This is a genomic window from Arachnia rubra (assembly GCF_019973735.1).
Classification (GTDB): domain Bacteria; phylum Actinomycetota; class Actinomycetes; order Propionibacteriales; family Propionibacteriaceae; genus Arachnia; species Arachnia rubra.
Genome location: NZ_AP024463.1, coordinates 2,726,945 through 2,750,695 on the forward strand (window position 1 = coordinate 2,726,945; position 23,751 = coordinate 2,750,695).

21 protein-coding genes are annotated in these 23,751 nt (G+C 61.6%); 7 read left to right on the forward strand and 14 right to left on the reverse strand.

Annotation, left to right across the window (positions count from 1 at the left end):
- Positions 1-97: 97 nt before the first annotated feature.
- From SK1NUM_RS12455 to SK1NUM_RS12465, 3 genes are all read right to left on the reverse strand, one after another.
- Entirely contained in the window at positions 98-601 is a 504-nt protein-coding gene (locus SK1NUM_RS12455) for a diadenosine tetraphosphate hydrolase (protein ID WP_212322473.1), read from the reverse strand.
- Between the two features lie 97 nt (positions 602-698).
- Entirely contained in the window at positions 699-2,189 is a 1,491-nt protein-coding gene (locus SK1NUM_RS12460) for an MFS transporter (RefSeq protein WP_212322475.1), read from the reverse strand.
- Positions 2,186-5,452: a glycoside hydrolase family 2 TIM barrel-domain containing protein gene (locus SK1NUM_RS12465; RefSeq protein WP_223927581.1), complete on the reverse strand. Its 3,267-nt coding sequence runs from the start codon at positions 5,450-5,452 to the stop codon at positions 2,186-2,188. Before SK1NUM_RS12465 ends, SK1NUM_RS12460 begins: the two co-directional genes overlap by 4 nt.
- A gap of 241 nt (positions 5,453-5,693) precedes the next feature.
- Here SK1NUM_RS12465 and SK1NUM_RS12470 point away from each other — a divergent pair, with 241 nt between their 5' ends.
- The gene (locus SK1NUM_RS12470) at positions 5,694-6,674 is read left to right on the forward strand and encodes a LacI family DNA-binding transcriptional regulator (protein ID WP_223928008.1); all 981 of its coding nucleotides are present in this window, start codon (positions 5,694-5,696) and stop codon (positions 6,672-6,674) included.
- Between the two features lie 206 nt (positions 6,675-6,880).
- On the opposite strand, the gene SK1NUM_RS12475 is transcribed toward SK1NUM_RS12470, so the two are convergent.
- Positions 6,881-7,834 (reverse strand): NmrA/HSCARG family protein, encoded by a 954-nt coding sequence (locus SK1NUM_RS12475; RefSeq protein WP_212322494.1) that lies wholly within the window; start codon positions 7,832-7,834, stop codon positions 6,881-6,883.
- A gap of 121 nt (positions 7,835-7,955) precedes the next feature.
- Here SK1NUM_RS12475 and SK1NUM_RS12480 point away from each other — a divergent pair, with 121 nt between their 5' ends.
- From SK1NUM_RS12480 to SK1NUM_RS12495, 4 genes are all read left to right on the forward strand, one after another.
- Positions 7,956-8,321, forward strand: a complete 366-nt coding sequence (locus SK1NUM_RS12480; protein ID WP_212322498.1) for a winged helix-turn-helix transcriptional regulator — start codon at positions 7,956-7,958, stop codon at positions 8,319-8,321.
- A gap of 192 nt (positions 8,322-8,513) precedes the next feature.
- Complete coding sequence (locus SK1NUM_RS12485; RefSeq protein WP_212320937.1) at positions 8,514-8,801, forward strand: transposase; 288 nt, start codon at positions 8,514-8,516, stop codon at positions 8,799-8,801.
- Positions 8,792-9,682 (forward strand): IS3 family transposase, encoded by an 891-nt coding sequence (locus tag SK1NUM_RS12490; RefSeq protein ID WP_212327380.1) that lies wholly within the window; start codon positions 8,792-8,794, stop codon positions 9,680-9,682. The genes SK1NUM_RS12485 and SK1NUM_RS12490 overlap by 10 nt, the downstream gene beginning before the upstream one ends.
- A 239-nt stretch (positions 9,683-9,921) precedes the next feature.
- A complete protein-coding gene (locus SK1NUM_RS12495) occupies positions 9,922-11,043 on the forward strand; it encodes a DUF4185 domain-containing protein (protein WP_212322501.1) in 1,122 nt (373 codons plus the stop codon).
- 110 nt (positions 11,044-11,153) lie between these two features.
- Here SK1NUM_RS12495 and SK1NUM_RS12500 read toward each other — a convergent pair whose 3' ends face one another.
- The 7 genes from SK1NUM_RS12500 to SK1NUM_RS12525 all read right to left on the reverse strand — a co-directional run bounded on the left by SK1NUM_RS12500 (position 11,154) and on the right by SK1NUM_RS12525 (position 16,017).
- Positions 11,154-11,633 (reverse strand): GNAT family N-acetyltransferase, encoded by a 480-nt coding sequence (locus SK1NUM_RS12500; protein ID WP_212322504.1) that lies wholly within the window; start codon positions 11,631-11,633, stop codon positions 11,154-11,156.
- Between the two features lie 81 nt (positions 11,634-11,714).
- The gene (locus SK1NUM_RS12505) at positions 11,715-12,122 is read right to left on the reverse strand and encodes a type II toxin-antitoxin system VapC family toxin (RefSeq protein WP_212322507.1); all 408 of its coding nucleotides are present in this window, start codon (positions 12,120-12,122) and stop codon (positions 11,715-11,717) included.
- Positions 12,119-12,400 (reverse strand): type II toxin-antitoxin system Phd/YefM family antitoxin, encoded by a 282-nt coding sequence (locus SK1NUM_RS12510; protein WP_212322511.1) that lies wholly within the window; start codon positions 12,398-12,400, stop codon positions 12,119-12,121. Before SK1NUM_RS12510 ends, SK1NUM_RS12505 begins: the two co-directional genes overlap by 4 nt.
- Positions 12,401-12,528: 128 nt before the next feature.
- Positions 12,529-12,771 carry a PIN domain-containing protein gene (locus tag SK1NUM_RS15485; protein WP_338579725.1) on the reverse strand — a complete coding sequence of 81 codons (243 nt, stop codon included), beginning with the start codon at positions 12,769-12,771 and terminating at the stop codon, positions 12,529-12,531.
- Between the two features lie 165 nt (positions 12,772-12,936).
- Positions 12,937-13,164 (reverse strand): type II toxin-antitoxin system VapB family antitoxin, encoded by a 228-nt coding sequence (vapB, locus tag SK1NUM_RS12515; protein WP_212322514.1) that lies wholly within the window; start codon positions 13,162-13,164, stop codon positions 12,937-12,939.
- A 278-nt stretch (positions 13,165-13,442) separates the two neighbouring features.
- Positions 13,443-14,516 carry a redox-regulated ATPase YchF gene (gene ychF, locus SK1NUM_RS12520; protein ID WP_212322534.1) on the reverse strand — a complete coding sequence of 358 codons (1,074 nt, stop codon included), beginning with the start codon at positions 14,514-14,516 and terminating at the stop codon, positions 13,443-13,445.
- Positions 14,517-14,745: 229 nt separating this feature from the next.
- Positions 14,746-16,017 (reverse strand): M18 family aminopeptidase, encoded by a 1,272-nt coding sequence (locus SK1NUM_RS12525; RefSeq protein ID WP_212322536.1) that lies wholly within the window; start codon positions 16,015-16,017, stop codon positions 14,746-14,748.
- Between the two features lie 152 nt (positions 16,018-16,169).
- Between SK1NUM_RS12525 and SK1NUM_RS12530 the strand changes: the two genes are divergently transcribed.
- Positions 16,170-17,357, forward strand: coding sequence for a DNA recombination protein RmuC (locus tag SK1NUM_RS12530; RefSeq protein WP_212322538.1), 1,188 nt, complete (start codon positions 16,170-16,172; stop codon positions 17,355-17,357).
- 247 nt (positions 17,358-17,604) lie between these two features.
- Positions 17,605-18,873 carry a threonine ammonia-lyase IlvA gene (ilvA, locus tag SK1NUM_RS12535; RefSeq protein WP_223927583.1) on the forward strand — a complete coding sequence of 423 codons (1,269 nt, stop codon included), beginning with the start codon at positions 17,605-17,607 and terminating at the stop codon, positions 18,871-18,873.
- Between the two features lie 325 nt (positions 18,874-19,198).
- Here the strand turns inward: ilvA and SK1NUM_RS12540 are convergent, their stop codons facing one another.
- From SK1NUM_RS12540 to SK1NUM_RS12550, 3 genes are all read right to left on the reverse strand, one after another.
- Positions 19,199-21,601: a S8 family peptidase gene (locus tag SK1NUM_RS12540; RefSeq protein ID WP_212322540.1), complete on the reverse strand. Its 2,403-nt coding sequence runs from the start codon at positions 21,599-21,601 to the stop codon at positions 19,199-19,201.
- Between the two features lie 124 nt (positions 21,602-21,725).
- Positions 21,726-22,694 carry an AAA family ATPase gene (locus tag SK1NUM_RS12545; protein ID WP_212322541.1) on the reverse strand — a complete coding sequence of 323 codons (969 nt, stop codon included), beginning with the start codon at positions 22,692-22,694 and terminating at the stop codon, positions 21,726-21,728.
- A 153-nt stretch (positions 22,695-22,847) separates the two neighbouring features.
- Entirely contained in the window at positions 22,848-23,441 is a 594-nt protein-coding gene (locus SK1NUM_RS12550; RefSeq protein WP_212322544.1) for a hypothetical protein, read from the reverse strand.
- Between the last annotated feature and the right edge of the window lie 310 nt (positions 23,442-23,751).

Below are 23,751 nucleotides of genomic sequence, written 5' to 3' on the forward strand. Positions count from 1 at the left end.
AACCACAACGTCGCTGATGACAACACGGTACGCTGAGGAACCTCCTTCACACGACGCGAGCATCAAACGTGCGGCGCATGATGCACTATGCAGATTTTTAGAGCCCCTCCAATAGACACCGGACCTCCTCGGTGAGCCGGAGGCGTAATGGATCATGCTGATCTCCCAGCAAATGATCGGAATTTCGCCAGTGCCCAGGCGGATAGAGCCAGACGGGTTTGTCACGGATACCAGCGGGCTCCCAGTCGTAGCGTGGCCAGATGTGGGCGTGTAGGAACGGGTCGGTATTGCCCAGGATCTCGATATTCACCCGCCGGAACCCGGAGTACATGTCACGGCAGACGCTCTCAACCGCGAAGGCCAACAGGTCGGTGTCAGCGAGGAATCGCAAGCGCCGGGGACGCGGTAGGTCGGACAGCATGCCAGTTTCCGGGTCGCTGGTCAGCGCGACACAGTAGCCCGGCAGCCACTGGACGTCACCGATGACGGCGAAACTCTCGGTCATGCGGGCCAGCACAGTGGGGTTGTGGCCCTCGAGCGCAGAACGTACCCGGTCCTTGCGCCAGTTGAGGAATCCATTGCCAGCGACAATAGCGCTCATAGGACGTTCAGCGATGTGCGGTTTCAGGCCTGCGAAGCCCATCCCGGCGGTAGCTTCCTCAGGTTGTGCTGCGACGGCTACCTGATTGCAGGAGCACTCACTCCCCACCCCCGGCAGGTTCGCTGGACCCGTCAGCTAGGGCCCTGAGCCGGGTGTTGGCCCGCTCCACGTCGAGGCGGGTGAGCAGGAAGAGGATGAGCGCATTGGCGGCCAGCGGCAGCCACACATACATGATGTAGAGCATCTGGATGGCCGAGTCCGGCTGTGTCTCCGCTCCCCCGATGTATCCGCTGGCGGCCAGCATCCATCCGGCCAAGGCCGTGCCGATGCCACCGCCCACCTTCACTCCCAAAGACGTGCACGAGAACATCAGCCCGTCAATGCGCTTGCCGGTGCGCAGCCAGGTGTTCTCTGAGGTCTCGGCGATCATTGCGTTGAGCGTCCCCTGCAGCGGGCTCATCCCCAGGGAGGCCACCGCGGACAGCGCCAGCATGAGCGGCATGTTCCCCAGGTAGGCGGCCACCAGCACCCCCAGACGCCCGGCCACCGCGATCACATATCCCCAGATGTTCACCCGGTACATCTCCTTGAAACGCCCCACCACCACGGGGGTCAGCAGCAGGCCCACGATCAGGGGAATGTTGATGGCCCAGGCGAAGGCTCCCAGCAGATTGGCATCACCCAGGATGTAGGTCATGAAATAGATGCCCATGTTGAGCATGGCTGTGAAGATCTGGGTCAGGAGGAAGACCACCAGGATGACGAGATAGTACTTGTTGGCCAACAGCATCCGGGCGGACTCACGTACCGTGAGTTTCTCCTCCGCTCCCTCACCCGACGACGCGTCATCCTGCTCTGCTGCCTCCTCCAGCTCCTCGGGCGGCAGCTCCTTGACGGAGAAGACAGACAGGGTGTTGACCGCCAGCCCGAGGAGCGCGTAGATGATGGCGATACCCCGCCACCCCTGCGCCCCGCCGCCCAGCATCTCCACGCCTTGGACGGTGACAGTCTGGATAAGCAGGCTCGTCCCGAAGGCGAACATGAAGCGGATGGAACCCATCTGCACCCGCTCGGCGCTGTTCTTGGTGACCAGGGCGGTCAACGCCGAGTAGGCGATGTTGTTGGCGGTATAGAAGACCGCGTTGAGCAGCGTATAGGCGATGAAGAACCAGGCGTACTTCGCCCACTCCTCCATGCCCGCCGGGATCGCGAAGATCGCGATGATCATGACCGCGCAGCCCACGAAACCCCACAGCATCCACGGCCGGGCCTTACCCATGCGCGTGTGGGTCCGGTCCAGCAGCGCCCCGAAGACGACGTCGGAGAACCCGTCGAAGAGCCGGGAGACCATCATGAGCGTCGCGACCACCCCCGGGTTGAGCCCGGCGGTGTCCGTCAGGTAGATCATGACGAAGGCGGACAGAAGCACATAGACGACGTTCCCGGCCACGTCGCCTGAGCCGTATCCCACCTTGTTGTACCACTTCAGGTACCTGCGCTCCTCGGCCTTGCCGCTCTGAGCGCCTGACGACTCTCCGGCGCTCCTGCCTGCTGCACCGGTTGTCTTTTCTGCATCTTTACCACTCATGGCTTCACCTCGTTGTGTGTGCTGATGGTGCGGGGCTGGAAGTGGATTCCCAGCTCCAGATCACGGGCATCGACCTGGTAGCGACGGGCCAGGCTCGGACCGCAGCTGTTCGAGCCGATGCCGGCCATAGCCGCGTCCAGGCACAGAACCGTCGACCCGCAGGGCCGCAGCTCCGTGTTGTGGCGTCGGCTGGCCAACTCCTCCTGCGTGTATGGCGAGACATTGAAAGAGAAGGGCTGCTGTCCCACAGCGGTGAGGCTCAGGCCGCCGCCAGAGAGGGCCACGTAGTCGCAGTCGGCGCGGCTGCCGTTCTCCTGGGGCCGGATGTAGTCCTCATGAAAGGCCTCGGCATCGGCGGCGAACTCCCCATGCCAGCTGGCACGCCGCTTGTCCGCGTAGCTCTCCAGCGGGCCCAGCCCGTAGTAGGAGACGTGACGCATCGTCTCCGGCAGGAAGAGACGCAGGCCCAGCCGCGGTAAGGATGGGAACCCCTCGGCCCGGCTCACGGCGAGCTTCAGATCCATCTCGCCATCGCCCCAGATGGTCCAGGACATCTCCCCGCGCAGGATGGGCTGGACGGTGGGCGCAACCATCGCGATCCTGGAACAGAGGACAACGCGCCCCTCCTCCTCTGTGATCTCCGTCCCATAGGCCCGCGCCACGGCCTGGTGGTAGTGGGCACGTTCCCACTCCAGGCGCACATGGCGGTCGTTGTCGGTGGGGGCGCGCCAGATATTGAGCTCAGCCGGGCGATCCAGGAGTTCCCGACCGCCCGCTGCCATCCGGGAAGGCAGTCCAGTGCGTGTATCGAAGACGCAACGCAGATCGCCGGCGATGACACCGACCCGCGGTCCCTGCCGCGTCACCTGCACCGGAGCACAGGTGGTGGAGTGGCGCGCGAGCTCCCGGACCCGGCGATGACGCCCGTCGGTGTTCTTCACCAGAATCTCGTCGAAGCCGAGAACGTGCCCGGCTGAAAGCAGCGGCTGGTCCGAGGCGAGCCGGTAGGTGATCTTGAGGTGGCAGCGACCCGCGTCCGGGACCTGGAGGGCGCAGGGAACAACGACCTGGGAGTGTGGCGGAACGGCCTGCCCCAGCTCCAGCTCACCGCATTCGGCGACGGCGCCGTCGCACATCAGCTCATAGGAGACACGGACGTAGCCGGCCAGGTCGGTGTGGTCGAGGTCGTTGCGGATGGTGACAAGCCCGGCCTCCTGGTCGTAGCCCACCACCCGGGCGGGACGCTGGACGTTCTTGAGCTCAGCCAGCCCTGGGTGAGGGACGCGATCGGGCGAGACCAGGCCGTCGACACAGAAGTTGCCGTCATGGATGGCCTCGTCGTGGTCGCCGCCATAGAGGTAGACCGTCCGTCCGACCGGGTTGGCCCTCGCGGCAATGGCGTGGTCGCACCACTCCCACACGAAACCACCGCACATGCGCTCGTCGGCCAGGATGATCTCCCAGTAGTCCTCGAGGTCGCCGGGTCCATTGCCCATGGCGTGGCAGTACTCCACCAGGATGAAGGGCTTGTCCGGGCCAGAGTCCAGGTAGGCGCGGATCTCGTCTAGGGACGGGTACATCCGGGAATACAGATCGATGCTGGAGTAGTCATAGACGCGCTTGGAGTCGCGGTAGTAGGCGCTCTCGTAGTGAGTCAGGCGTGTGGGGTCGAAGGCTTTGGCCCAGGCCAGCGCCGTCTCGAAGGCGCAGCCGTAGCCGCACTCGTTGCCCGCGGACCAGGAGATGATGCTGGGGCGGTTCTTCTCCCGGTGAACGCACAGGCGCATCCGGTCCACAGTGGCTTCGGTCCACTCGGGGTTGTCAGCAATGGGCTCGTTCCAGTGCTCCACCTGGTTATCCCAGGAGTCGTCGGCCAGGAAACGGGCCTGGGTGCCATGGCTCTCGTTGTCGGCCTCGGACATGACGTAGAAGCCGTACTCGTCGCACAGCTGGTAGAAGCGCGGATCGTTGGGGTAGTGGGAGCTGCGCACCGCGTTGATGTTGTGCTCCTTCATCAGCCTCAGGTCGCGCTGCATGTGGGCGAGGTCGACGACAGGACCAGTGAACGGGTCGGAGTCGTGCCGGTTGACCCCGCGCAGGGTGACGGGACTTCCGTTGACCCGGACGACGACGCCCGAGACCCCGACCTCACGCAGCCCCACCCGGTCAGTGATGACCTCGTCCGGTGTGGTGATCACCAGGGTGTAGAGGTAGGGGTCCTCGGCGCTCCACAGATGCGGTTCCTCCACCGTCAGGTGGACTCGATGGCTATAGCCGTCACCACCAGCGGCAGGGTCGAAGGGCTCCAGCTCCCCGGTGGCGATGGCTTTGCCCTCATGGTCCATCAGCGCTGCCGTGGTGGGCGTCACGCCGCCGCGAAAGGCTCCCCGCAACTCGACGATCGCGTCGCTGCGTGCTGCCTCCTCATCCTCACCGCACCCGAGCGCGGTGGTGATGGCGTAGTCGAAGAGGACCGAGCGTGGCCGCGACAGGAGGTAGACGTCCCGGAAGATGCCGCTGGTGCGGAACTTGTCCTGATCCTCCAGGTAGGTGCCGTCGCACCACTTGAGTACCAGGACAGCAAGACGGTTGGTGCCGGGACGGATGTACTCGGTGACGTCGAACTCACTGGTGGCATGGGAGACCTGGCTGTAACCGACGTAGGCGCCGTTGAGCCACACGTAAAAACAGGAGTCCACGCCCTCGAAGGTCAGGTAGGTGCAGGGAGCCTCAGGAATACGTTCGTACTGGAAATCCTTTAGGTAGGCGGCGCAGGGGTTGTCCTGGGGAACGTGGGGCGGGTCGAAGGGGATGGGGTAGCGAATGTTGGTGTACTGGTGGTGGTCGTAGCCGAGGTGCTGCCAGACGCTGGGTACCGGCACCGGTTCGAAGCCTGGCGGCACAATCGGGTCGATCCAGTCGGTCGTATTGGCCGAGGCCACAGACCCCGTAAGGCCCCTCGGCCCCGTCACCACGCTTGCGTCTGCGCTGGCCGCCTCCGTAGGAGCCATCAGCCCGACGCCATCCGCATCCTCTGTCGGCACTGGGGCCGCCATCGTCGCCCAGAAGCGCTCGGCGAGGTCGTGGATGCTGGGCAGGTATCTCATGAACCATTGGCCGCTCAGCAGTTGGAGACGATCCGATTCCTCACGTTTCCAGGGGCTCGGGTCCGCCGGCGCGGAGGCGGGAATGTAATAGGCGCGGGGCGGCAGGGTGTTCTCGTGGAGGATCCCGAGGTCCTCGTAGTGCCTAGGAACGATCATCGTTCATGCTCCCTTGGGTCAACGGAACGTGGGGTTGCATCGGTGCTACACCAGCCATGTTGACGTTACCAGGATAGATTTTGTTCGTCTACCCCTTGATTCAAAGGGAATTTAGGCGATAGTTTTAATCAAGTATGGCAACGTCAACATAATATTATGAAGGGCGTTCTATGGCCTTTGATAAGCTCCGCCCATGGTCAGCCGGCGCAGGAGCACGAAGGGTGGACCGTCGTTGAGCGACGTGGCCCGCCTGGCGCGCGTCTCCACGCAGACGGTCTCACGTGTCTCGATGGGAGCAGACAATGTGAGTCCAGCCACCCGCGAGAAGGTGCTGCGAGCGATGAACCAGCTGGGTTACTCCCCCAACCGCGCGGCACAAGCCCTGCGACGGGGGTCCTTCAAGACGATCGGCGTGCTCACCCAGCAAATCCAGCGCACCGGGGAAGCCCTGACCACCGCGGGGGTACTGGAGGCCGCAACCGAGGCTGACTACGCCGTCAACCTGGTACAGGTGAAGCGCCCCGAATCCGACGATATGCGCCAGGCCGTCTACCGGCTCTCCCACCAGACCATCGACGGCCTCGTAGTGGTCCAGGCCGGCCGGGCAGGGCTCGATCACCTTTCTCTGCCGCAGGCCATGCCGGTGGCTGTCTCGGACTCAGCCCTCGTGGGCTACTACCCCTCAGCCAGCGCCGACCAGGTGGGCGGGGTCCGTGATGCCGTCGGGCACCTCCTAGCGCTGGGGCACCGCACCGTTCATCATGTCAGCGGGCCGGAGGGGTCGCAGTCGGCGTTGATCCGCAAAGCCACCTGGGCGGCCTGCCTGCGGGAGGCAGGTGCGCTGGTGCCCGAGCCAGTACTTGGGGATTGGGAGGCAGCCGCTGGTTATAAGGCAGGCCTGCACCTGGCAGCCGACCCGGACGTGACGGCTGTCTTCTGCGGCAACGACGAGGTGGCCCTAGGGCTCATCCGAGCGATGCACGAGCAGGGCCGGCGCGTGCCGCAGGATGTGTCCGTGGTGGGTTTCGACGGCCTGGACCTGGGCGAGTACAGCTTCCCGCCGCTGACCACGATCCGCCAGGATTTCAAACGCCATGGCAGGGAGATGGTCGGGCTGGTGCTGGAGCAGGTGACCACCGGCCCGGTGGACGGCTCCCGGAGCGTCATCATCCCGACCGAACTGGTACTGCGCGGCAGCACAGCTCCCCCACCCACCAGATAGAACGCCCCACCTGAACAACCTCCACATCCCGAACCGGTCATCCCGAATTCCCCTCTCCAGCCATCGCCAGCGCAGGGGTCGGTAATATGAGCCTTTAAGCACAGATCCAAACCAGCCTTGGCATGACCATCAACGTGAGGACCTGCGCCTGGCTGATTCAAGGAGGCGACCAATGCCACGACCCATTGACCGCCCTCTCGGGATATCTATGAGTCGTTGAAAGAAGTACGCTCACCACGCCAACCTGTGGTAAGCAGGAACTGCTCCCACGTGAGGGTATCCGGGGCGATGCTACGGCTCCACTCCAGGTCACGCTCCGGTTTGAAATAGCCGTAGTCCACTGCGTAGTTCACCATGCCCAGCACCTCTCGCAGATGTAGTTCATCATTGGCGATCTCAGGAAGATTCCGGAGCATGCCCTCGCGGGTGAATGCATCTCTATATTCGGCTTTTATTCCAGTTACTTCCTGGAATGTCTCCACCATCTCACGCGGTGAGATGACATCTCCCACCACGGCGAGCGTCTCACCCTGGTATCTTTCGGGATTTGAAAAGATCTCCAGTACCGCAGGGCCTGTTGCCGTCAGCGGATCCACGAAGGGCGCGCGGAATTCCTCGGGCAGATAGATGGGAAGCAGGAGCGTATCTCCCATCATACGCGGAGTGTAATATTCCAGGAGATTTGTGTAGAAGAAGGAGAGGATCACGAAGGTGTGCGTGACGGGCAATGTGCGAATATAGTCCGCGACCCGCGCCTTATCGGTGAAATGTGGGGCGAACTGCCGCCCACCCGAGATGTCCTCCACGTTCTCAAGAGTGCTGAACACGAGGTGCCTGACGCCTGCCTGGGCGGCAGCATCGGCCAAGCGGCACCCGAGCTCGTACTCCCGTGAATGCTTCGGCGGGGTGGGTGGGGTCACCAGGAACGCTCCCGCGGCCCCAGCGAAAGCCGCAAGCCACTGGTCATCATGCCCCAGCTCAAGAGGAGCCACGATGATCTCCGCACCCATACGCGCGAGATGTTGCGCCTGCCGGGAAGAGGGACTACGCGTGAGAGCACGCACCTGGAAAAGCCCGCTGCCCAACAGCGCCCTGACAACGCTGCGGCCCTGCTTGCTGGTGCTACCGGCAACGGCAATAATCGGCTTGGGGGACGTCACGGGGGTTCTCCTTAGGCGTCGAGAGGCGAGCTTCTTTACAAGCCCCACCTTGGGACCACCATCCGACTGGGTCAAGAACTATCCTCTGCGATAGGTACCCTCAAGAGAGCAGGTGCACGGTATGAAAACGGAATGTATCAGCGACTTCGTCAGTTTGAATGGGAAGAAATACCCCTGCCCGATCAGCGTCGTCATGGACCTGGTGGGCGGAAAATGGAAAGCAGTCATCCTCTACCATCTACAGGAAGGCCCGAAGCGTTTCAGCGATCTGCGGCGCGCTCTCATATCACCGACAGAGACAGTATTGAGCAACCAGCTCAAGCAGCTAGAACAGGACGGATTAATATCACGACAGGTCTTCGGAAGCAAACCACCTCTCAAAACGGTGTATTCGCTCACCGATTTCGGACTCACCTTCCTACCAGCACTGAAGGCGTTGACACAGTGGGGCAACCAGGTGGTGTCGGAGCGAGGACGATTTGAGTGACCATACCCGAATAGCTATTGGCTCATTTAGATAATCACAGAATTTATCAAAGCCACAGAAAACAGAACTCCACACGATCGCAGATCATATGGACAAAACCCTTGGATAATAGTCTCATTGGAGTGCCCGGCGTTTCGTGGACAGTGGTGAAAAACCTGAGTTTATTCGAACATGTGAGGTAAAATCTGTACTATGCCGGCTTCGAAATTTAGTAAAGAGTTTAAAGAACAAATCATCGCGGAGGTTCTTGAGGGGTCTCGGCCGATAGCGGAAGTGGCGAAGTCCTACAATCTGGTTCCGCAAACTGTGGGTAACTGGGTGAGAATATGGCGGAAGCAGCATCCCGACCCAGGTATGGTAGAAGCCTCGTCGGATCAGGTGGCGGAGAACAAGCGCTTGCAGGCTGAGTTGCGTGAAGCGAAGATGGAGATCGAGTTTTTGAAAAAAGCGGCGGCCTTCTTCGCGCAGGAATCCCGGTAGCAGCGAAATATGTTTATATTCACCGCGAGGAAGGCAGCTATCCTGTGTATCTGATGTGCCGCTGGGCCAGAGTGTCTCGTTCCGGCTACTACAGATGGCGGAATCAGGGTTTATCCGAGACGCAGAAACGCCGGGAAGAACTCACTATTTTAATTACGCATTTCTTCCACGAGTCTGAGCAAACCTACGGGTATCGACGTATCCACGCAGCTCTGGTTGAACGGGGAATCCACGCGAGCCCAGAGCTGGTGCGTCAGCTCATGCACCGGGCTGGCTTGGTGGCCTGTCAGCCCCGGAAACGGGTCCGTACCACCATCCCGGCCCAGGATCTTCACCACCGCCCGGATCTGGTGAAAAGGAATTTTACCGCCAACAAACCAGGGCAGAAATGGGTAGGCGATATCACCTACATCCCCACCTGGGAAGGATTCACTTATCTAGCAACCGTCATGGATTGCTACTCGAAAAAGATCATCGGTTATGCGATCGCCGGGAATATGCGCACCCGGCTTGTTGCCGAGGCTTTACACATGGCAGTCAGAAATTGCCCAGTAACCCGAGGTGAAACCGTCTTCCATTCGGATCGTGGTTCGCAATACACCTCAGCTGATTACGCGGAAATCATGAACACATATGGTATCCGTGCCTCGGTAGGTAGAACTGGGTCGTGTTACGACAATGCCGCAGCGGAATCATTTAATGCCACCTGCAAGAAGGAGGTAGTGAACCGGAAGATCTACCCAACACGGAAACATGCTATAAAGGATGTGACAGCCTGGATCGAGTTACGTTACAATCAGAAACGACTTCACTCGGCGTTAGGGTACCGAACCCCCAACCACGTCCACCAAGAATGGAGCCAACACCAGAAAGCAGCCTAGAAATCCCATTTTTCAGTAGTGTCCACAAAACCCATAGCACTCCACATCAATGCGCCGTGTTGACATCACACCATGACACAAACTTGCTGAAAATAGAACGGCATGAGCGATGAGGATTCTCGTACTCACCACCTGGAAGCGCTGGTGCAAGATTCCATCACATGACACCACGCCTCCCAGAGCGTAGGCTTAAAGCGCATCCGGTCTTTGTCAAATTATAAAATAATAGGGAGGGTTTTATGCCTTTCGTTGATCGTCGCGGCTTCGGCAAGATCGCTGCTGGCAGTGCTGTGCTGGCTGGCGCCTCGCTCGTTGCCCCGGTCGGACCAGTACCGCAGGCATCCGCTTTTGGCCTTGCCACCTCGAAAAAGCGTCTGACAGGCGCAGACATGTACACCGCGTCCAACTGGAGGGTGGCAGGCACCGACCTCGGGATCCCCTACGTGCTTGAGAATGGGTCGATCGGGTATCTCTTCGGGGACACCTTCAGCAGCGCCTGGCCGGAAGGTGGCAGCGATCACCGCTCTCCGGTCATGCTCCGTTCCGCCTCCGCCCCAGGTTCCAGCGAGGGCATCGTCTTCGACAGCGCCGCGAAGGTATATGGCAACGGCTTCGCCCCTGAGCTCATGTACAACGCCCACGGAGGCAGAGTCGGGAACACCACCGAGCTCACCGTGATCCCCAATGACGGCATCTCGTTCCCGGAAACAGGACGGCAATTGGTCTCCTTCATGAGCATGGAGAGCTGGGATAGCGGCCAATCCGGCGCAGGCATCTTCAAGTCGGGATTCGCCGGGCTGGCCTACTCCGACAACGGCAACGACTTCCAGCGCACGAATCTACGCTGGGACAACAATGCCGACAACACAGATCCCTTCCAGATGTGGACGATGCAGCGAGATGGCGAATACGTGTACATCTTCTCAGTGCGCGCCGGCCGCCAGGACGGCCCGATGATGCTTCGCCGCGTCAAATGGGAACGCATGTTCTGGCCTAATGAGTACGAGGGCTGGGGATGGAATGGGACAGACTGGGGCTGGAGACGGCCCTGCACCCCGATCCTCACCGCCCGCTTCGGGGAGCCGTCGGTGAAGAAACTTCGTGACGGCACGTGGGCCATGGCGTACATGGATTACAAAGAAAATAAGCTGGTGACCCGTACCGCGAGCCGCCCCGACGGCGTGTGGAGTGATCCGAAGACCCAGGTCGAGAACATCGCAAACTGGAATCTCTACGGCGGTTTCATCCATCCCTGGTCGACCCGCGGATTCGGCGGGCTGCACCTCATCGTGTCCCGCTGGGCTCATGAGGGGAATAGGAGCACCGCTTATCATGTCGAGCAATACCAGGGAACCCTCTGACCAACAGGGTACCCATCACGATCCCGTGGCGGCATTGGGAATCAATGACGCCACGGGATTATGTGGTATTTTCCAGTCTCTATTCGACCCCCGCAAGACCATTTCCTGATCTATTCCTGGATTTTCTCCGACCCCAGCACCATGAGATTCTGCGGCTCAGGAAACGGGATGAATCCCGTCTTTGCATATAGCTCGTGGGCATCTTTCGTCGAAAGCATAAAACGCCTAAGACCCAGCGGCCGGATGAAATCGACGATCACCCTCGACAGAGCGGTGCCGAGCCCACGACCTCGTATCTCCGGCACGAGGTAGACATCGCACAGCCAACCCGATGTCACACCATCGGTGACCACACGCGCGTACCCGGCCTGCGTACCGTCCGGGCCATACAGGCCAAAGTTGATGGAGGCATCAGCCGCCCGCTTCACAACCTCAAAGGACCGCCCCATTGCCCAGAAGGCATCTGTCGACAACCACTTATGGACCCGGACGAGATCGAGCCGGGAACGATCAGTGTCTACGACGAAGTCATCGCGCAGGTTCACTCTTAGGCGCGGACCTGATGTGATCACATTTATCTCAGCAGACATCGCGGCTTCCTCTCGCTGCTGGAGCGGACATTGAGCTAGAGCCTCACCCACAGTACCCACTTCGCTACCGGGGGGAGGGAATCACTCACGCGTTACTCCAGGTGCGATCACCTGGAGTCCCAGGGAGCGGGCCGCGTCGCTGAGCCTGCAGTCGTAGGTAAGGATGGCAGCAGCATCAAGTCGCAGGGCTGCCTCCAGGTGTATTGCGTCAAGAGTCCGCAGATAAGGCATGGGCAAAAGACCTGCGCTGCGGTAGACGGCCCGGTCAAGGGCGGCTAGCGCGACACCGTCGAGAATCCGAGTCACATCAGCCTGGTCGATGTCTTCCCTGACGGCGAGGCGACGCAGTTCGGTTTCAAGCAGATCGCTGGAGACCAGTATGTCCGAGGATCGGTCAAGCCACCTCAGCACAGCGTCGCTCTCGGACTGTTCGATCAGCAACGCCCCGAGGGCCGAGGGGTCCACATAGACAACCCGCTGTGAGGTCACTGCCTATCCTCACGCAGGTCATCGAGAGTCTCGGCAAGGTTCCGCACGCCAGTCTTCCGCGCAATCCCCAAAGCCGCCCATCCGCCCTGACGCCGCGCTGGACGAACGATCCTCAGCGCGGGAGCGGGCTGCTCAAGCGGCACGATCCGTCCCACAGGAACCCCGCTATTGGTCAAGATGAAAGACCGTCCCCCACTCACCGCACGCAGCACCCGGCCGGACTCATTGCGCAACTTGCGCTGCGACAAACTCTTGATCGGCGACTCGGCATCACTCATGGCATACGACCGTAGCGCATGCGCTACGAATACTGCATATTACCAAAATTTATCTTCACCTACCGGAAGCCTGAAAGCCCATTTAGCAATGCGATTAAACCTCCCATTCTGGCCAAGGTATTACTCTATTAGGGTGATGACAACCCAAGCTGCTCCACTGGCTGTTTCGTAACCTCGGAGATAGGATCAAAATCCTTATCAACTGCAAGCACTGTCAATCCTAGCCTCTCCGCCGTAGCCGCAATGAGAAGATCAGGGATTGACGGTGCGCGATGCTGCCCACGATCGGCAAGCAGCATTTGCACTTCCCATGCCCGCTCCTCCAATGTGGGCGTCAGGAATTCAAGCGGCATAAGCGATAGAGGTGGCATGGCGAACGCCTTCCGGGCGGCCTGAGCAGAGCGCGCGGAAAACCCAATTCAAGCCTTGTGACGGTTGACAGCCGTACTAGGCCACGCTCGCTGCCCCATTCCTCAAGCTCGGCGGCTTGCCCCAGCTGCATCCGCACATACGCCGACTTATCGACAGCCATCCCCTTACTGCCATGCTGACTCCATGACATGAGGATCCGCAAGATCCTCGAATGCGGCTGCCGATCGACTCCAATCCTCCGCAGTCACCGATACGCCAACAGCAGGTGCCACAGCGCCCCCTTCAAGCCTGCGTCGCAGGAACTCGTTGCGCGACAGCCCCAGGGAACACGCCTCGGCATCAATGCGCTCAATAGCTATTTCACTGAGACCACGAATGATGACATCTGCCATATAGCTCACCTCCCATCCCGGTGATATCACATGATATCACCGTAGTGTTAAACACTTCTCTATGAAGATTCTATTTGCATAGATAATTTAAATAGAATAAAGTCATTTGCGAGCCACTCGCCTGGATAACCAGACTGGTCAGAATTTACGCAAAAAGCTCTTTGAGTTTCATCAGCGCCGCAGGTCCAGGATTTGCCGCTGCCTCCGACGGCAGCGAACTGGCCGGGCTGGGAACCTGCTGTTGATGACCAGGCACCCTGCGGCTGTTGCGAGATACTTCACACGTTGAACCGGAACTCCACGACGTCGCCGTCTTGCATGATGTAGTCCTTGCCCTCCAGGCGGACTTTGCCTGCGGCTTTGGCGGCTGCCTCGGAGCCTGCGGCGATGAGGTCGTCGTAGCTGATCACCTGGGCTTTGATGAAGCCCTTCTGGAAGTCGGTGTGGATGACGCCCGCGGCCTCGGGGGCCGTCGCTCCCTGCGGAATGGTCCAGGCCCTGGCCTCCTTCGGACCCGCCGTCAGGTAGGACTGCAGACCGAGGGTGGCGTAGCCGACGCGCGCCAGCACGTCGAGACCGGGTTCGTCGACGCCGGCGTCGGCCAGGAACTCCCGTGCCTCGTCCTCGTCCATCTCCACCAGCTCGGATTCGAACTTGGCGTCGAGGAAGATCGCCTCCGCGGGGGCGACGACCTGGCGCATGCGGTCCTTGAGGTCGTCGTCGGCCAGCTCATCCTGGTCGCAGTTGAACACGTACAGGAAGGGCTTCGCGGTGAGCAGGAACAGTTCGCGCAGCAGCTCCGTCTCAAGACCGGAGCCGTGAATCCGCCGGCCGTCCTCCAGGACCTTCACAGCTGCCTGCATGGCCTCCAGCTTCGGCCGCGTCTCCTTCTTGATCCGGGCCTCCTTCTCGACGCGCGGCAGCGCCTTCTCCAGGCTCTGGAGGTCGGCGAGGATCAGCTCCGTGGTGATCGTGTCGATGTCGCCCGCCGGATCGACCTTGCCGTCGACGTGCGTGACGTCGACGTCCTCGAAGACGCGGGTGACCTGGCAGATGGCGTCGGCCTCGCGGATGTTGGCGAGGAACGCGTTGCCCATGCCCTCGCCCTTCGAGGCGCCCCGCACGATGCCCGCGATGTCCACGAAACTCACCGTCGCGGGCAGGATGCGCTGCGAGTCGTACAGCTTCGCCAGCACCGGGAGCCGGGTATCCGGCACCCCGACCACACCGACGTTCGGCTCGATCGTCGCGAACGGATAGTTGGCCGCCAGCACATCATTGCGGGTCAGCGCGTTGAACAGAGTCGACTTGCCGGCGTTCGGGAGACCGACGATTCCAATGGTGAGAGCCACGAGCGACGAGTCTACGGCACACCACCCCCCCAGAACCGCGGCGTCGCACCCAATATTTACGGACCCCTTGCCTTTCCCAAATCCGCTGAGTTAGGGTTGCCTCAGTGAGAGACATTGTTGATCACAGGTGTTCAGGACCACCGCATTGCGCTCTGCCACAAGCGCTCAGCAGGCCCGTCACACCGGCCTTTCTCTCCTTGGGCTGGTTCCGGCGGGCCTGTATGATGTTTCATCCTGCCAGATAGGCGCGCAGCGCACCCGCCAGGTGATGCGGATCATCCGCCCCGCACATCTCCCGGGCCGAATGCATCGACAGCAGCCCGATACCGACATCCACCGTCGCGATCCCCAGCCGGGTGGCCGTGATGGGGCCGATGGTCGACCCGCACGGCATCGCATTGTTCGAGACGAACACTTGGGACGGCACCCCGGCAGCCTCGCAGGCCCGCAGCCAGAGGGCCTCGCCCACGGCGTCCGTCGCATACCGCTGGCTGGCGTTTACCTTCAGCATGGGGCCGCCGCCCGGCACCAGCTGGGCGCGTGGGTCGTGGTGCTGGGGATAGTTGGGATGCACCAGGTGTCCGGCATCCGCCGAGATGCAGGAGCCCCGGGCGAGCAGGGCCTTCGTCGCATCAAGGCCGAGGCCGGCGACGGCGGCGATCCGCTCCAGCACGTCCCCGAGGAATGGCCCGGCCGCCCCGGAGCTGGTCGCGGACCCGATCTCCTCGTGGTCGAAGGCAGCGAAGATCACCAGGTCATTCCCATCCGCCAAGTCCTCCATGGCCGTCAGCCCGGCGTGGGTGCTGGAGAGGTTGTCCAGGCGTCCCGACGCGAAGAACTCGCCGTGCAGCCCGAAGCGGGCGGGCGGCTGGGAAGAGTAGGTGAACAGGTCGTAGCCCAGGACGTCGCTGGCCTTCACCCCGGCCTGCTCGGCGAGGGCCGCCAGCAGATCGGGTTCGGCGTCGAGGGTGAACACCGGCTGGGTGTTGGCCTGGCGGTCGAGCGTGAGGCCGTCGTTGACGCCCCGGTCCAGGTGAATGGCCAGCTGTGGGAGGCGAGCGACGGAGTCGAGCCGCACCAGGTGCTGGGCGCCGTCGCGGGTGACGATGCGCCCGGCGATGCCGAGCTCCCGGTCCAGCCACGAGTTGAGCAGCGGGCCGCCGTAGATCTCGACGGCTATCTGCCCCCAGCCGCGGCAGCTGAAGCTGGCCTCGGGCTTGACCTTCAGCGCCGGGGAGTCGGTGTGGGCTCCGATGATGCGCAGCCCGGTGGTATCGCCGATGCGCTCCGGCTGCCGCCAGGCAATCACAGCACCGTGCCGGACAACGAAGAACCGGCCGGCCCCTTGCGGGAACCGCGCCCGCTCGTCTACCGGATTGAAACCGGCATCGACGAGGCGCAACGCGATGCTCTGGGCCGCGTGATAGCTCGTTGGGGAGGCTGTCACGAAAGCAGCTAGGTCATCCAAGTGGGAGGTGGGATCCGCGAACACGGTATCCATTCAACACCCAGCCCCTGACATTCCCGCACCGGCGTCGAAGGTTCACTGGCCTCGTTGCCGTCTGTCGGCATCACGACAGGCAAAAGTGCATAAAGCCAGCGACCCAGGACCAGGGAAAGAAAAATGTCGGTGGCATCTGCGAGGCTTCCGCCATGGACACTTCCTCACTGCTTCTGGCCCTGGTGATGCTGCTGGTCGGCATCGCCCTGGGCTACCTGCTCGCCCGTCAGGGCGTTGCCTCCCGCACGGCCCGCGCAGAGGCGGAACGTGACGCCGCGCAGCAGCGGGCTGCGGAGGTCACTGCAGACCGCCAGCAGCTCGCCCACCACTTCCGGGTCTTGTCAGCGGACACTCTGGAGCAGCAGACCCGGCAGGCCGACCGGGCTGCTGACATCCGGCTGACCCCCATCTCCGAGGCCCTCCGACAGCTGCAGCAGCGTCTCGCGGAGGTGGAGAGGCAGCGAACCACCCTGGCCGCGGAGCTACGGCAGCAGGTGGAGGGGGTGCGGGTCTCAGGCGAGGCGGTGCGCAAACAGGCGGCAGCCCTGGAGACGGCGCTGCGTGTCCCACAGGTGCGGGGCGCCTGGGGTGAAGCCAGCCTGCGGCGGATAGCGGAGATCTCGGGCCTGGTGGAGCACTGCCATTTCGAGACGCAGACCACCTACACATCTTCCGACGGCAGACGTCTTCGTCCCGATATGCGCGTCGACCTCGCTGGCGACCGGGTGGTGTTCGTGGACTCGAAGGTGCCGCTGGCCGCGGTACTGGAGGCCTGCCAGGCTGACGACGAGGAGCAGCAGACCATGCACCTGCGGCACTTCGCGAAAAACGTGCGCGCCCACATCGACCAGCTCTCCGCGAAGGAGTACTGGGCGCTGGACGCGGGCAGCCCTGAGTTCGTGGTGTTGTTTCTGGGCAGTGACGAGTTCTACCGGCTGGCTCTCGAACAACAGCCGGACCTGCATGAGTACGCGGCTAGCCGCCGGATCACCCTGGCCGGCCCGGGGCTGCTGATCCCGTTGCTGCAAATCATCTCGCACGGCTGGCGGCAGTCGCAGCTGGCGGAGTCGGCGGCGGAGGTCAGCGCCCTTGGACGTGAGCTGTACTCGCGGCTGGCTACGCTCGGAGCACACTTCGAGAAGCTGGGGTCGGCCATCAACAGCACGGTCCGGAACTACAACGCGGCAGTGGGCACCTTAGAGGCACGGGTGCTGGTGTCGGCGCGGCGGTTCCACGCGTTGAAGGTGTCCACAGACGACCTGCCGCGGCTCGGCACCGTCGATGAGGGGGTCCGGGTTCCCGTGGCACCGGAGCTCGTGGAGTCCCCTGACGCAGGGTGAGGAGCGTCGCCGCCCGGACTGTGGTGTCAGGTGTCGTTCATTCGCCGGTGTTTTCCTTCCCCGGATGCGGCGCCTGGCCTCGCTCACCTTATTCAGGTGCGACCCGGTAGCGTTTCACTAGGCTGCCGTGGCCACAGTATCCGCCCCGGAACCGTCTCCCATCAAACTCCCGGCGCACGACACCAGGTCGCGTGCCGCCCGGGGTTGCGGAGTGCGAATTTTGCCTCCGGCTAGCACAATGAGGGCCGTGACTGTGCTTTCCGACCTAGCGGACCTCGTACCCGACGCCCGAACCCGGTTGAACGGAGTGGCCCGCGTCACTCCCGTTGAGCTGAACCAGCGCCTCACCGACGCCACCGGATGCGAGGTGTGGCTGAAGCGGGAGGACCTCCAGCCGGTGCGCTCCTACAAGCTGCGAGGCGCCTACAACCTGATCTCGCAGCTCTCCCCGGAGGCGCTGGAGGCCGGCGTGGTGTGCGCATCGGCCGGCAACCACGGGCAGGGGGTTGCGTTCGCCGCCGCGGCGCTCGGCATCAGCGCCGTGGTCTACGTGCCCACCACCACGCCCCGCCAGAAACGGGATCGCATCCACGCGCTGGGGCGCGGGCACGCTCAGCTCGTGATGGAGGGCTCCACCTACGACCAGGCCTCGGAGGCCGCCGCGCGATTCGCCGCGGAGACCGGACGCACCGTCGTCCCCGCGTTCAACGATCCGCGCACCGCCGCGGGGCAGGGCACGGCGATCGCGGAGGCGGTCGAGCAGCTTGGTTCCGTGCCGGACGTCGTCGTGCTGCCCGTCGGCGGGGGTGGCCTGATGTCGGGGGCGGCAGCTTGGCTGCGGACCCACCACCCGCAGGTCCGGATCATCGGTGTGGAGCCGGACGGGGCGCCGTGCGTGGCGGCCGCGATCTCGGCGGGCCGTCCGTTCCCGCTCACCAACATCGACACCTTCGTTGATGGCGCCGCCGTCAGTCTCGTCGGCGACTACACCTTCGAGGTCATCAGGGAGGCCGAGATCGAGCTGACCCGTATCCCGGAGGGGCAGGTGTGCTCCGAGATGCTGGAGATGTACCAGAGCGATGGCATCATCGCCGAACCCGCCGGTGCGCTCGCCGCTGCTGCCCTGCCCACCGGGGGCGTAGGGTCGCGCGTGCACATCCCCCACGGGTCGCGGGTCCTGAGCATCGTCTCGGGCGGCAACAATGACGTCGCCCGCTATGCGGATGTCGTGGAGCGTTCGCTGCTGCACGAGGGTCGCAAGCACTACTTTCTGGTCAACTTCCCCCAGGAGCCGGGGGCGCTGCGGCGCTTCCTCGACCAGGTCCTGGGTCCCGAGGACGACATCACCTATTTCGAGTACGTGAAACGCTCCAGCCGGGAGGTCGGTCCGGCGCTGGTCGGCGTCGAGCTCAGCAACCCCGGCGACTACCGCTTCCTCCTGGCCCGCATCACCGACTGCGGCATGGAAGTCAACGAAGTGGACTCCACCAGCCCATACTTCCGTTTCCTGGTGTGAATTCAGTCGACCGTAATTAGCCGGTACATCCCACTCAGAATCGAGATTTCCAGAGTAAGGGTGGATCTGGACTCCAATCATCATGAGTGGCCTGGTGGTAATCAGCGTGGCTGTTATTTCCCATTTCGCCACGATCCTCGTGATTTTCTCAGCTAGAACAACCTGGAACGGTATCCGACTCGATACTGACACCCTGAGACGCGGCATCGGAACACTGAGCACTGGCACCACAACTTACGAAGTCACCTGCTGGCAGTCGGCGGCACAATGTGATATTGCTCCATGGATATTTACAGAACATGCGATCACCGTCAGCAGACAATCGTTACGAACCCAGGATCTGCGTAGTCACGGGGATACGGAGCTGGGTAGCGATTGGGGTGTAGAGGTCGATACCTTGTTCCTTAGTCTGTAGAGACAATATCAGCGCATATCGAATCGGTAGGTCACGGCGGTCTTTTCGGCTGTTGTTCTTCCACCAGCCGCCGACCGGGTAGACGGCGATGTTGTTGCAGTGGGCCAGTTCAGCTCCTGTACCGGTCCACTCATCTTGATGGAGGGAGCCCAGATGCCGGCCTCGTTCTCCTAAGAACCATCGGTCAGACTCGCTCAATCGTGAGCCGCCCTCTTCGTTCTGCGCTTGGCGGTTGATACGCTGAACAAACTCAGTTTGGTTTTCCAGTCTTCCTTGCAGGTCAAATCGGAGGCCATGAGATGCGTAGGCGTATTTGTTGCGCCAGCCACGACGTGAGGCTGAGGGCTCAATGAAGTATGACAGCGTGATACGGAGTCGCACTGGGCTTACACCGAGACTCTGTAGAACGTCTGTGGGCCAGGGCAACGGATGAAGCCGGAAGTGCCGCATGGAATACTTGTCACCGACGAATGGCACGAAGCGATCCTGCGTGACGAGCGTTACCGCGCCCAACCCCGAATTCAGCACGGCTTCCTCCGTTGGAACGCCCCAGCCGAACTCTCGAAGTAGGTGCTGGCGGGCTCTCTTGCTCTGGTCAGCAGAAAGGCGCTGGACCATGGTTTCAGTCCATTCTGCGGAGTGAGTCAACAGCCCACGAACCGTCTCGGGCCAGTACGCCGGATACCGGATCATGACGAGGACCGCTAGCCGTGCAGCTAGCGCACTGGCGGCGCTTGTAGCATTCGCCGACGTGAGGGCGACATTGGTGTGGTGTCCAGTGGAGCGCAAAGACAATGACGGCAGCCGGGTTTCAAAGAGCCCACTACGGTCGCTGAGGACGTTGCCGCCTTCCATGCAGATGTCTGGCTTGATTGGCCATCGCGTCATGTTGAAGTAGAGCGAGGTCGTCGTGTGTGGCGAGGTGTCCCCGGCTGCCGCCACAGTCGACCACCCCGCATACTGCGGGTGAGAAGGTACCTGCGTCAGGTCGGTGTAGGCGCCGACGGTAAGGGCGTTCCATGCTTGCGCAGGGTCCTGGATAGGCGAGTTCACTGAGTTCGTGTGGTGGTCGTCGTCATACTGCGGAACATTTCCTGCAGCAACCACGATCAGACGAGCCGCGTCTGGGTTTGGCGTAGAGATTAGCTGAATAGTGCCCCCAGACCGCGCTATGTCAGTTCCCACCGCAAGGGCATCAACCGCGGCCGACCAGAGGGTCGGTTCGCCAGGCTTGTCTGGGTCAGTACTCAATGTCAAGCAGAACGCGCGCCTCCGATCACTCCGGACTGTCTCCGGGCGGGACACGGCCTCCGCGGTTGCGGTGCCGTAGTCGAGCGGATTGAGTTGTGGCGAACCCAGCGCGGGTGTCATGCGCACTGACTCCAAACAGTGCCGGAGCAAGACGCTCCCGCTGCTGGCCAGCAACGGTTCCAGATTTCCATAGAGCGCAAGCCCCGCCATCGATGTACCATGGCCGCGGCGATCAACGTCAGTGCCTGAACCGCTAAAGATGGAATGATGGTCGTCAGGCGCTAGGGATTTCCCCAACAAGATGTGGGTCCGAAAGACGCCGGTGTCGAGGTGGCAAACGGCAGGCGCATCACCAGGAGCAGGGGTGACGCGTGAAACGAGGTCTTCAACATACTCAGTCTGTTCGTCCGCGGGAAGGTCTTCGACAGTGTCGACAAACTCCGGACGCCGGATCTCGGTGAGCGGAACTGAAGTGAAAGGCAATATTCGCAGTTGTGCCCAGGTCGCTTCAATCCAAACGATGAGCCGATCACCGAAACGCAGTTCCCTGCGAAGAGACCGCAGCCTGCAGGAAGCGACGAAGGTCTCCCAAGCATCGATATGGGGACTGTTCGCATCAAGCCATAACTCCCACCAATGCCGGCCAGAGTTCGGCGGGGCTGAATCAGACGTCCAGAGGTCATTGAGAACCGCGTCGCGAATCCGGCAGATATTGGCGACGAGGGTCTGATTCCTTGGACGACCATTCTTGCTGTTTTTCTTGTCATCCAAGTAGTCTTCGAAGAGCTTCAAGAACTCTTGCCGGTATGCGTCAGAAACCCACACGGTTGCCGTTTCCGGCGCTTCATCAATAGCCTCGCGCACGGAGAGCAGCAGCCATTTTGGCTTGCTGACTCGCCCGCTGGCGCGCTGGTTGAGGGAATCGAGCTTCAGCGGGTGCGCGGCACCTTCACCTTCGAGGACGATCACCGTTCCTGCTGCACGGAGTTCTTCATCACTCGGCACCATGACCATGCGCTGCCGGTCGCAGTTCTCAAAGACTCGTTCGGCTGAATGCTTCAAGCTCGCCCCATGCGTGTAGCGGTCGACATCGCGGGGTGACTTATCCGGTCCCCCACCTTGTCGGTGGAAGTCGACTGATTCTGCGTGACCTTGAACGTAGAGGTGGTCGAGGCCTCGTGAAACCTTAGCCAAGGCTCGCCGCTCTTCGCGAGATCAGTGCAGTGATAAGATCCTCTCGGCGAACATGGGTCTCACCTCGCATCAAAACGGTTTTGGCTGCTGTCTCTGCCGCTTTAACGAGTTCTGCGTGACTCAAGCCCACTGTGTATTCTCCAAGCTTCACCATGCTCGTACCCGCAGCGAGCGTCCCTAGACGTGCTTTCATCACAGCAGTTGCTTGCCTCGTATCGGGTAGCGTGTAGGTCAAGACAGCGTCAAAACGGCGAAACAACGCGTGATCCAAGATCGCTCGATGATTCGTCGCCGCCAGCACCAAAGACTCAGTACTCGCCTCTTCGAGAAAGACAAGGAAAGAATTGAGAATACGGCGGGCTTCGCCAACATCATTGCTACTACGGCCCGCACCAAGTGCATCAAATTCATCAAAAAGATAAACCGCACGACGTTGATCAACAGCATCAAAAACGAGCCGTAGCTTACTAGCAGTCTCCCCCATGAATTTGCTCAGCAAACTATCTAAACGGACCGTTAGCATCGGAATTTCGAGTTCAGCGGCCAGTACCGCCGCGGTCATTGTTTTACCTGTTCCTGGGGGACCCTCCAGGAGAAGACGGTGCGCAGGAGCAAACCCGTAGTCCAAGAGGTTCTTTCGTTGCCTCTGCTCCGCTAGTACCTGTTTAATCTGCGCTACTAGCTCGGCTGGTGCGACCAGCTGGCACAGCTTCACGCCCGGGTGCGTGGCTTCAACAAGTTCAGCCAGCTCTCCGCGTGGTTGCGCCAGCGTCGTAATCTTGCCTAGGGGCTGACGTTCGCGTGAAGCGTCCACCGCTTTCTTGATGTCGTTAGCGAGGACATGGTGCCCGGCCTTGGCTTCTCGTGCAGCGACCTGAAGCGCAACAGAGTAGAAGCTGGCGTCATCGCCAGCTGCGTGGCTGCGCACCATCGCGGCGATGTGCTGTCCTGTGCCAGCCATAGTGCACCTCTTCTTCGCTAGCAAGTACGTCAACTGTGGACACAAGCCTACTGGCCAAGAGACGATGACAGGGAGTGGGCACGCATGCAATACGACTGGGGATGGAACCGGCGCGACCAGGAAACCCTGACAGGCAGTATCCGGTGTTCCGGTTTATCGTCGTCGGGTGGGTGTGGTGGTGGGGCGGCTATTACGGTCGGGGATGGTGACGACGTGGGCTTCGATCACATTCACCTCCAGCTGGGACGACAACTCAAGCTTGATGGTGCCGGTTTGTCCCATCCCGGACCAGACAACAGTCCAATAACTAGTAGCCGTCACCGTATACGTGCCACGCTTGGGGTACTGGTAGCCGCAGAACGGTGATGCTTCATCCCGGGTTTTATTCGCTGGGTGTGGCACTCCCTTCCCACACATCTTGTGGTGGCCATCACCCATATCCCAGTCCAGGCGAGTGACGCTGGCGGTAGCGGTGACGCTGTAGCCGTCCTGGGACGCGGTCTTGACAATTGGTCCCCAGGTGTTAGGGGCGGGATCAGTGACCCACAGCCAGTTACGCCACCCCACCAGAGTGTGCCGGCCGGGGAAGCCCTCAATCCGATCCGGCCACATCCCCATCCCCACCGGCCGCAACTCCATACGCTCCACCGCGATCTTCGCCAAAACCTCAGGATCCGGGGGCTGGGCTTCTTCTGGGCCGGGTTCCCAGTAACTATACGGGGAGTTCCCTGCGACATTACAGCTCATCACCACCCCACCACTGTGCCCGGTCCAGATCGGATCCGTTTTCGGCGGCTGCGGATCAGCCGGCCGGGCATAACACATACGCCCGGGATTCCACTGCCCACCATCAATACGGCAAGGAACCTCAGTCTTACCGTCATAGCTATAACACCTCTGCTCCCCCGACCCCCCAGAACCCTCAGACTGCGAACCACCAGACCCACCAGAACTCCCCGGAACCCCCACCTCAAGCTCACAAACACCTTCTCTACCATTCCTGCCACAGCGGACATCAGCATGAGCCTGCTGAACCGGCAAACACGACAAGATCAGC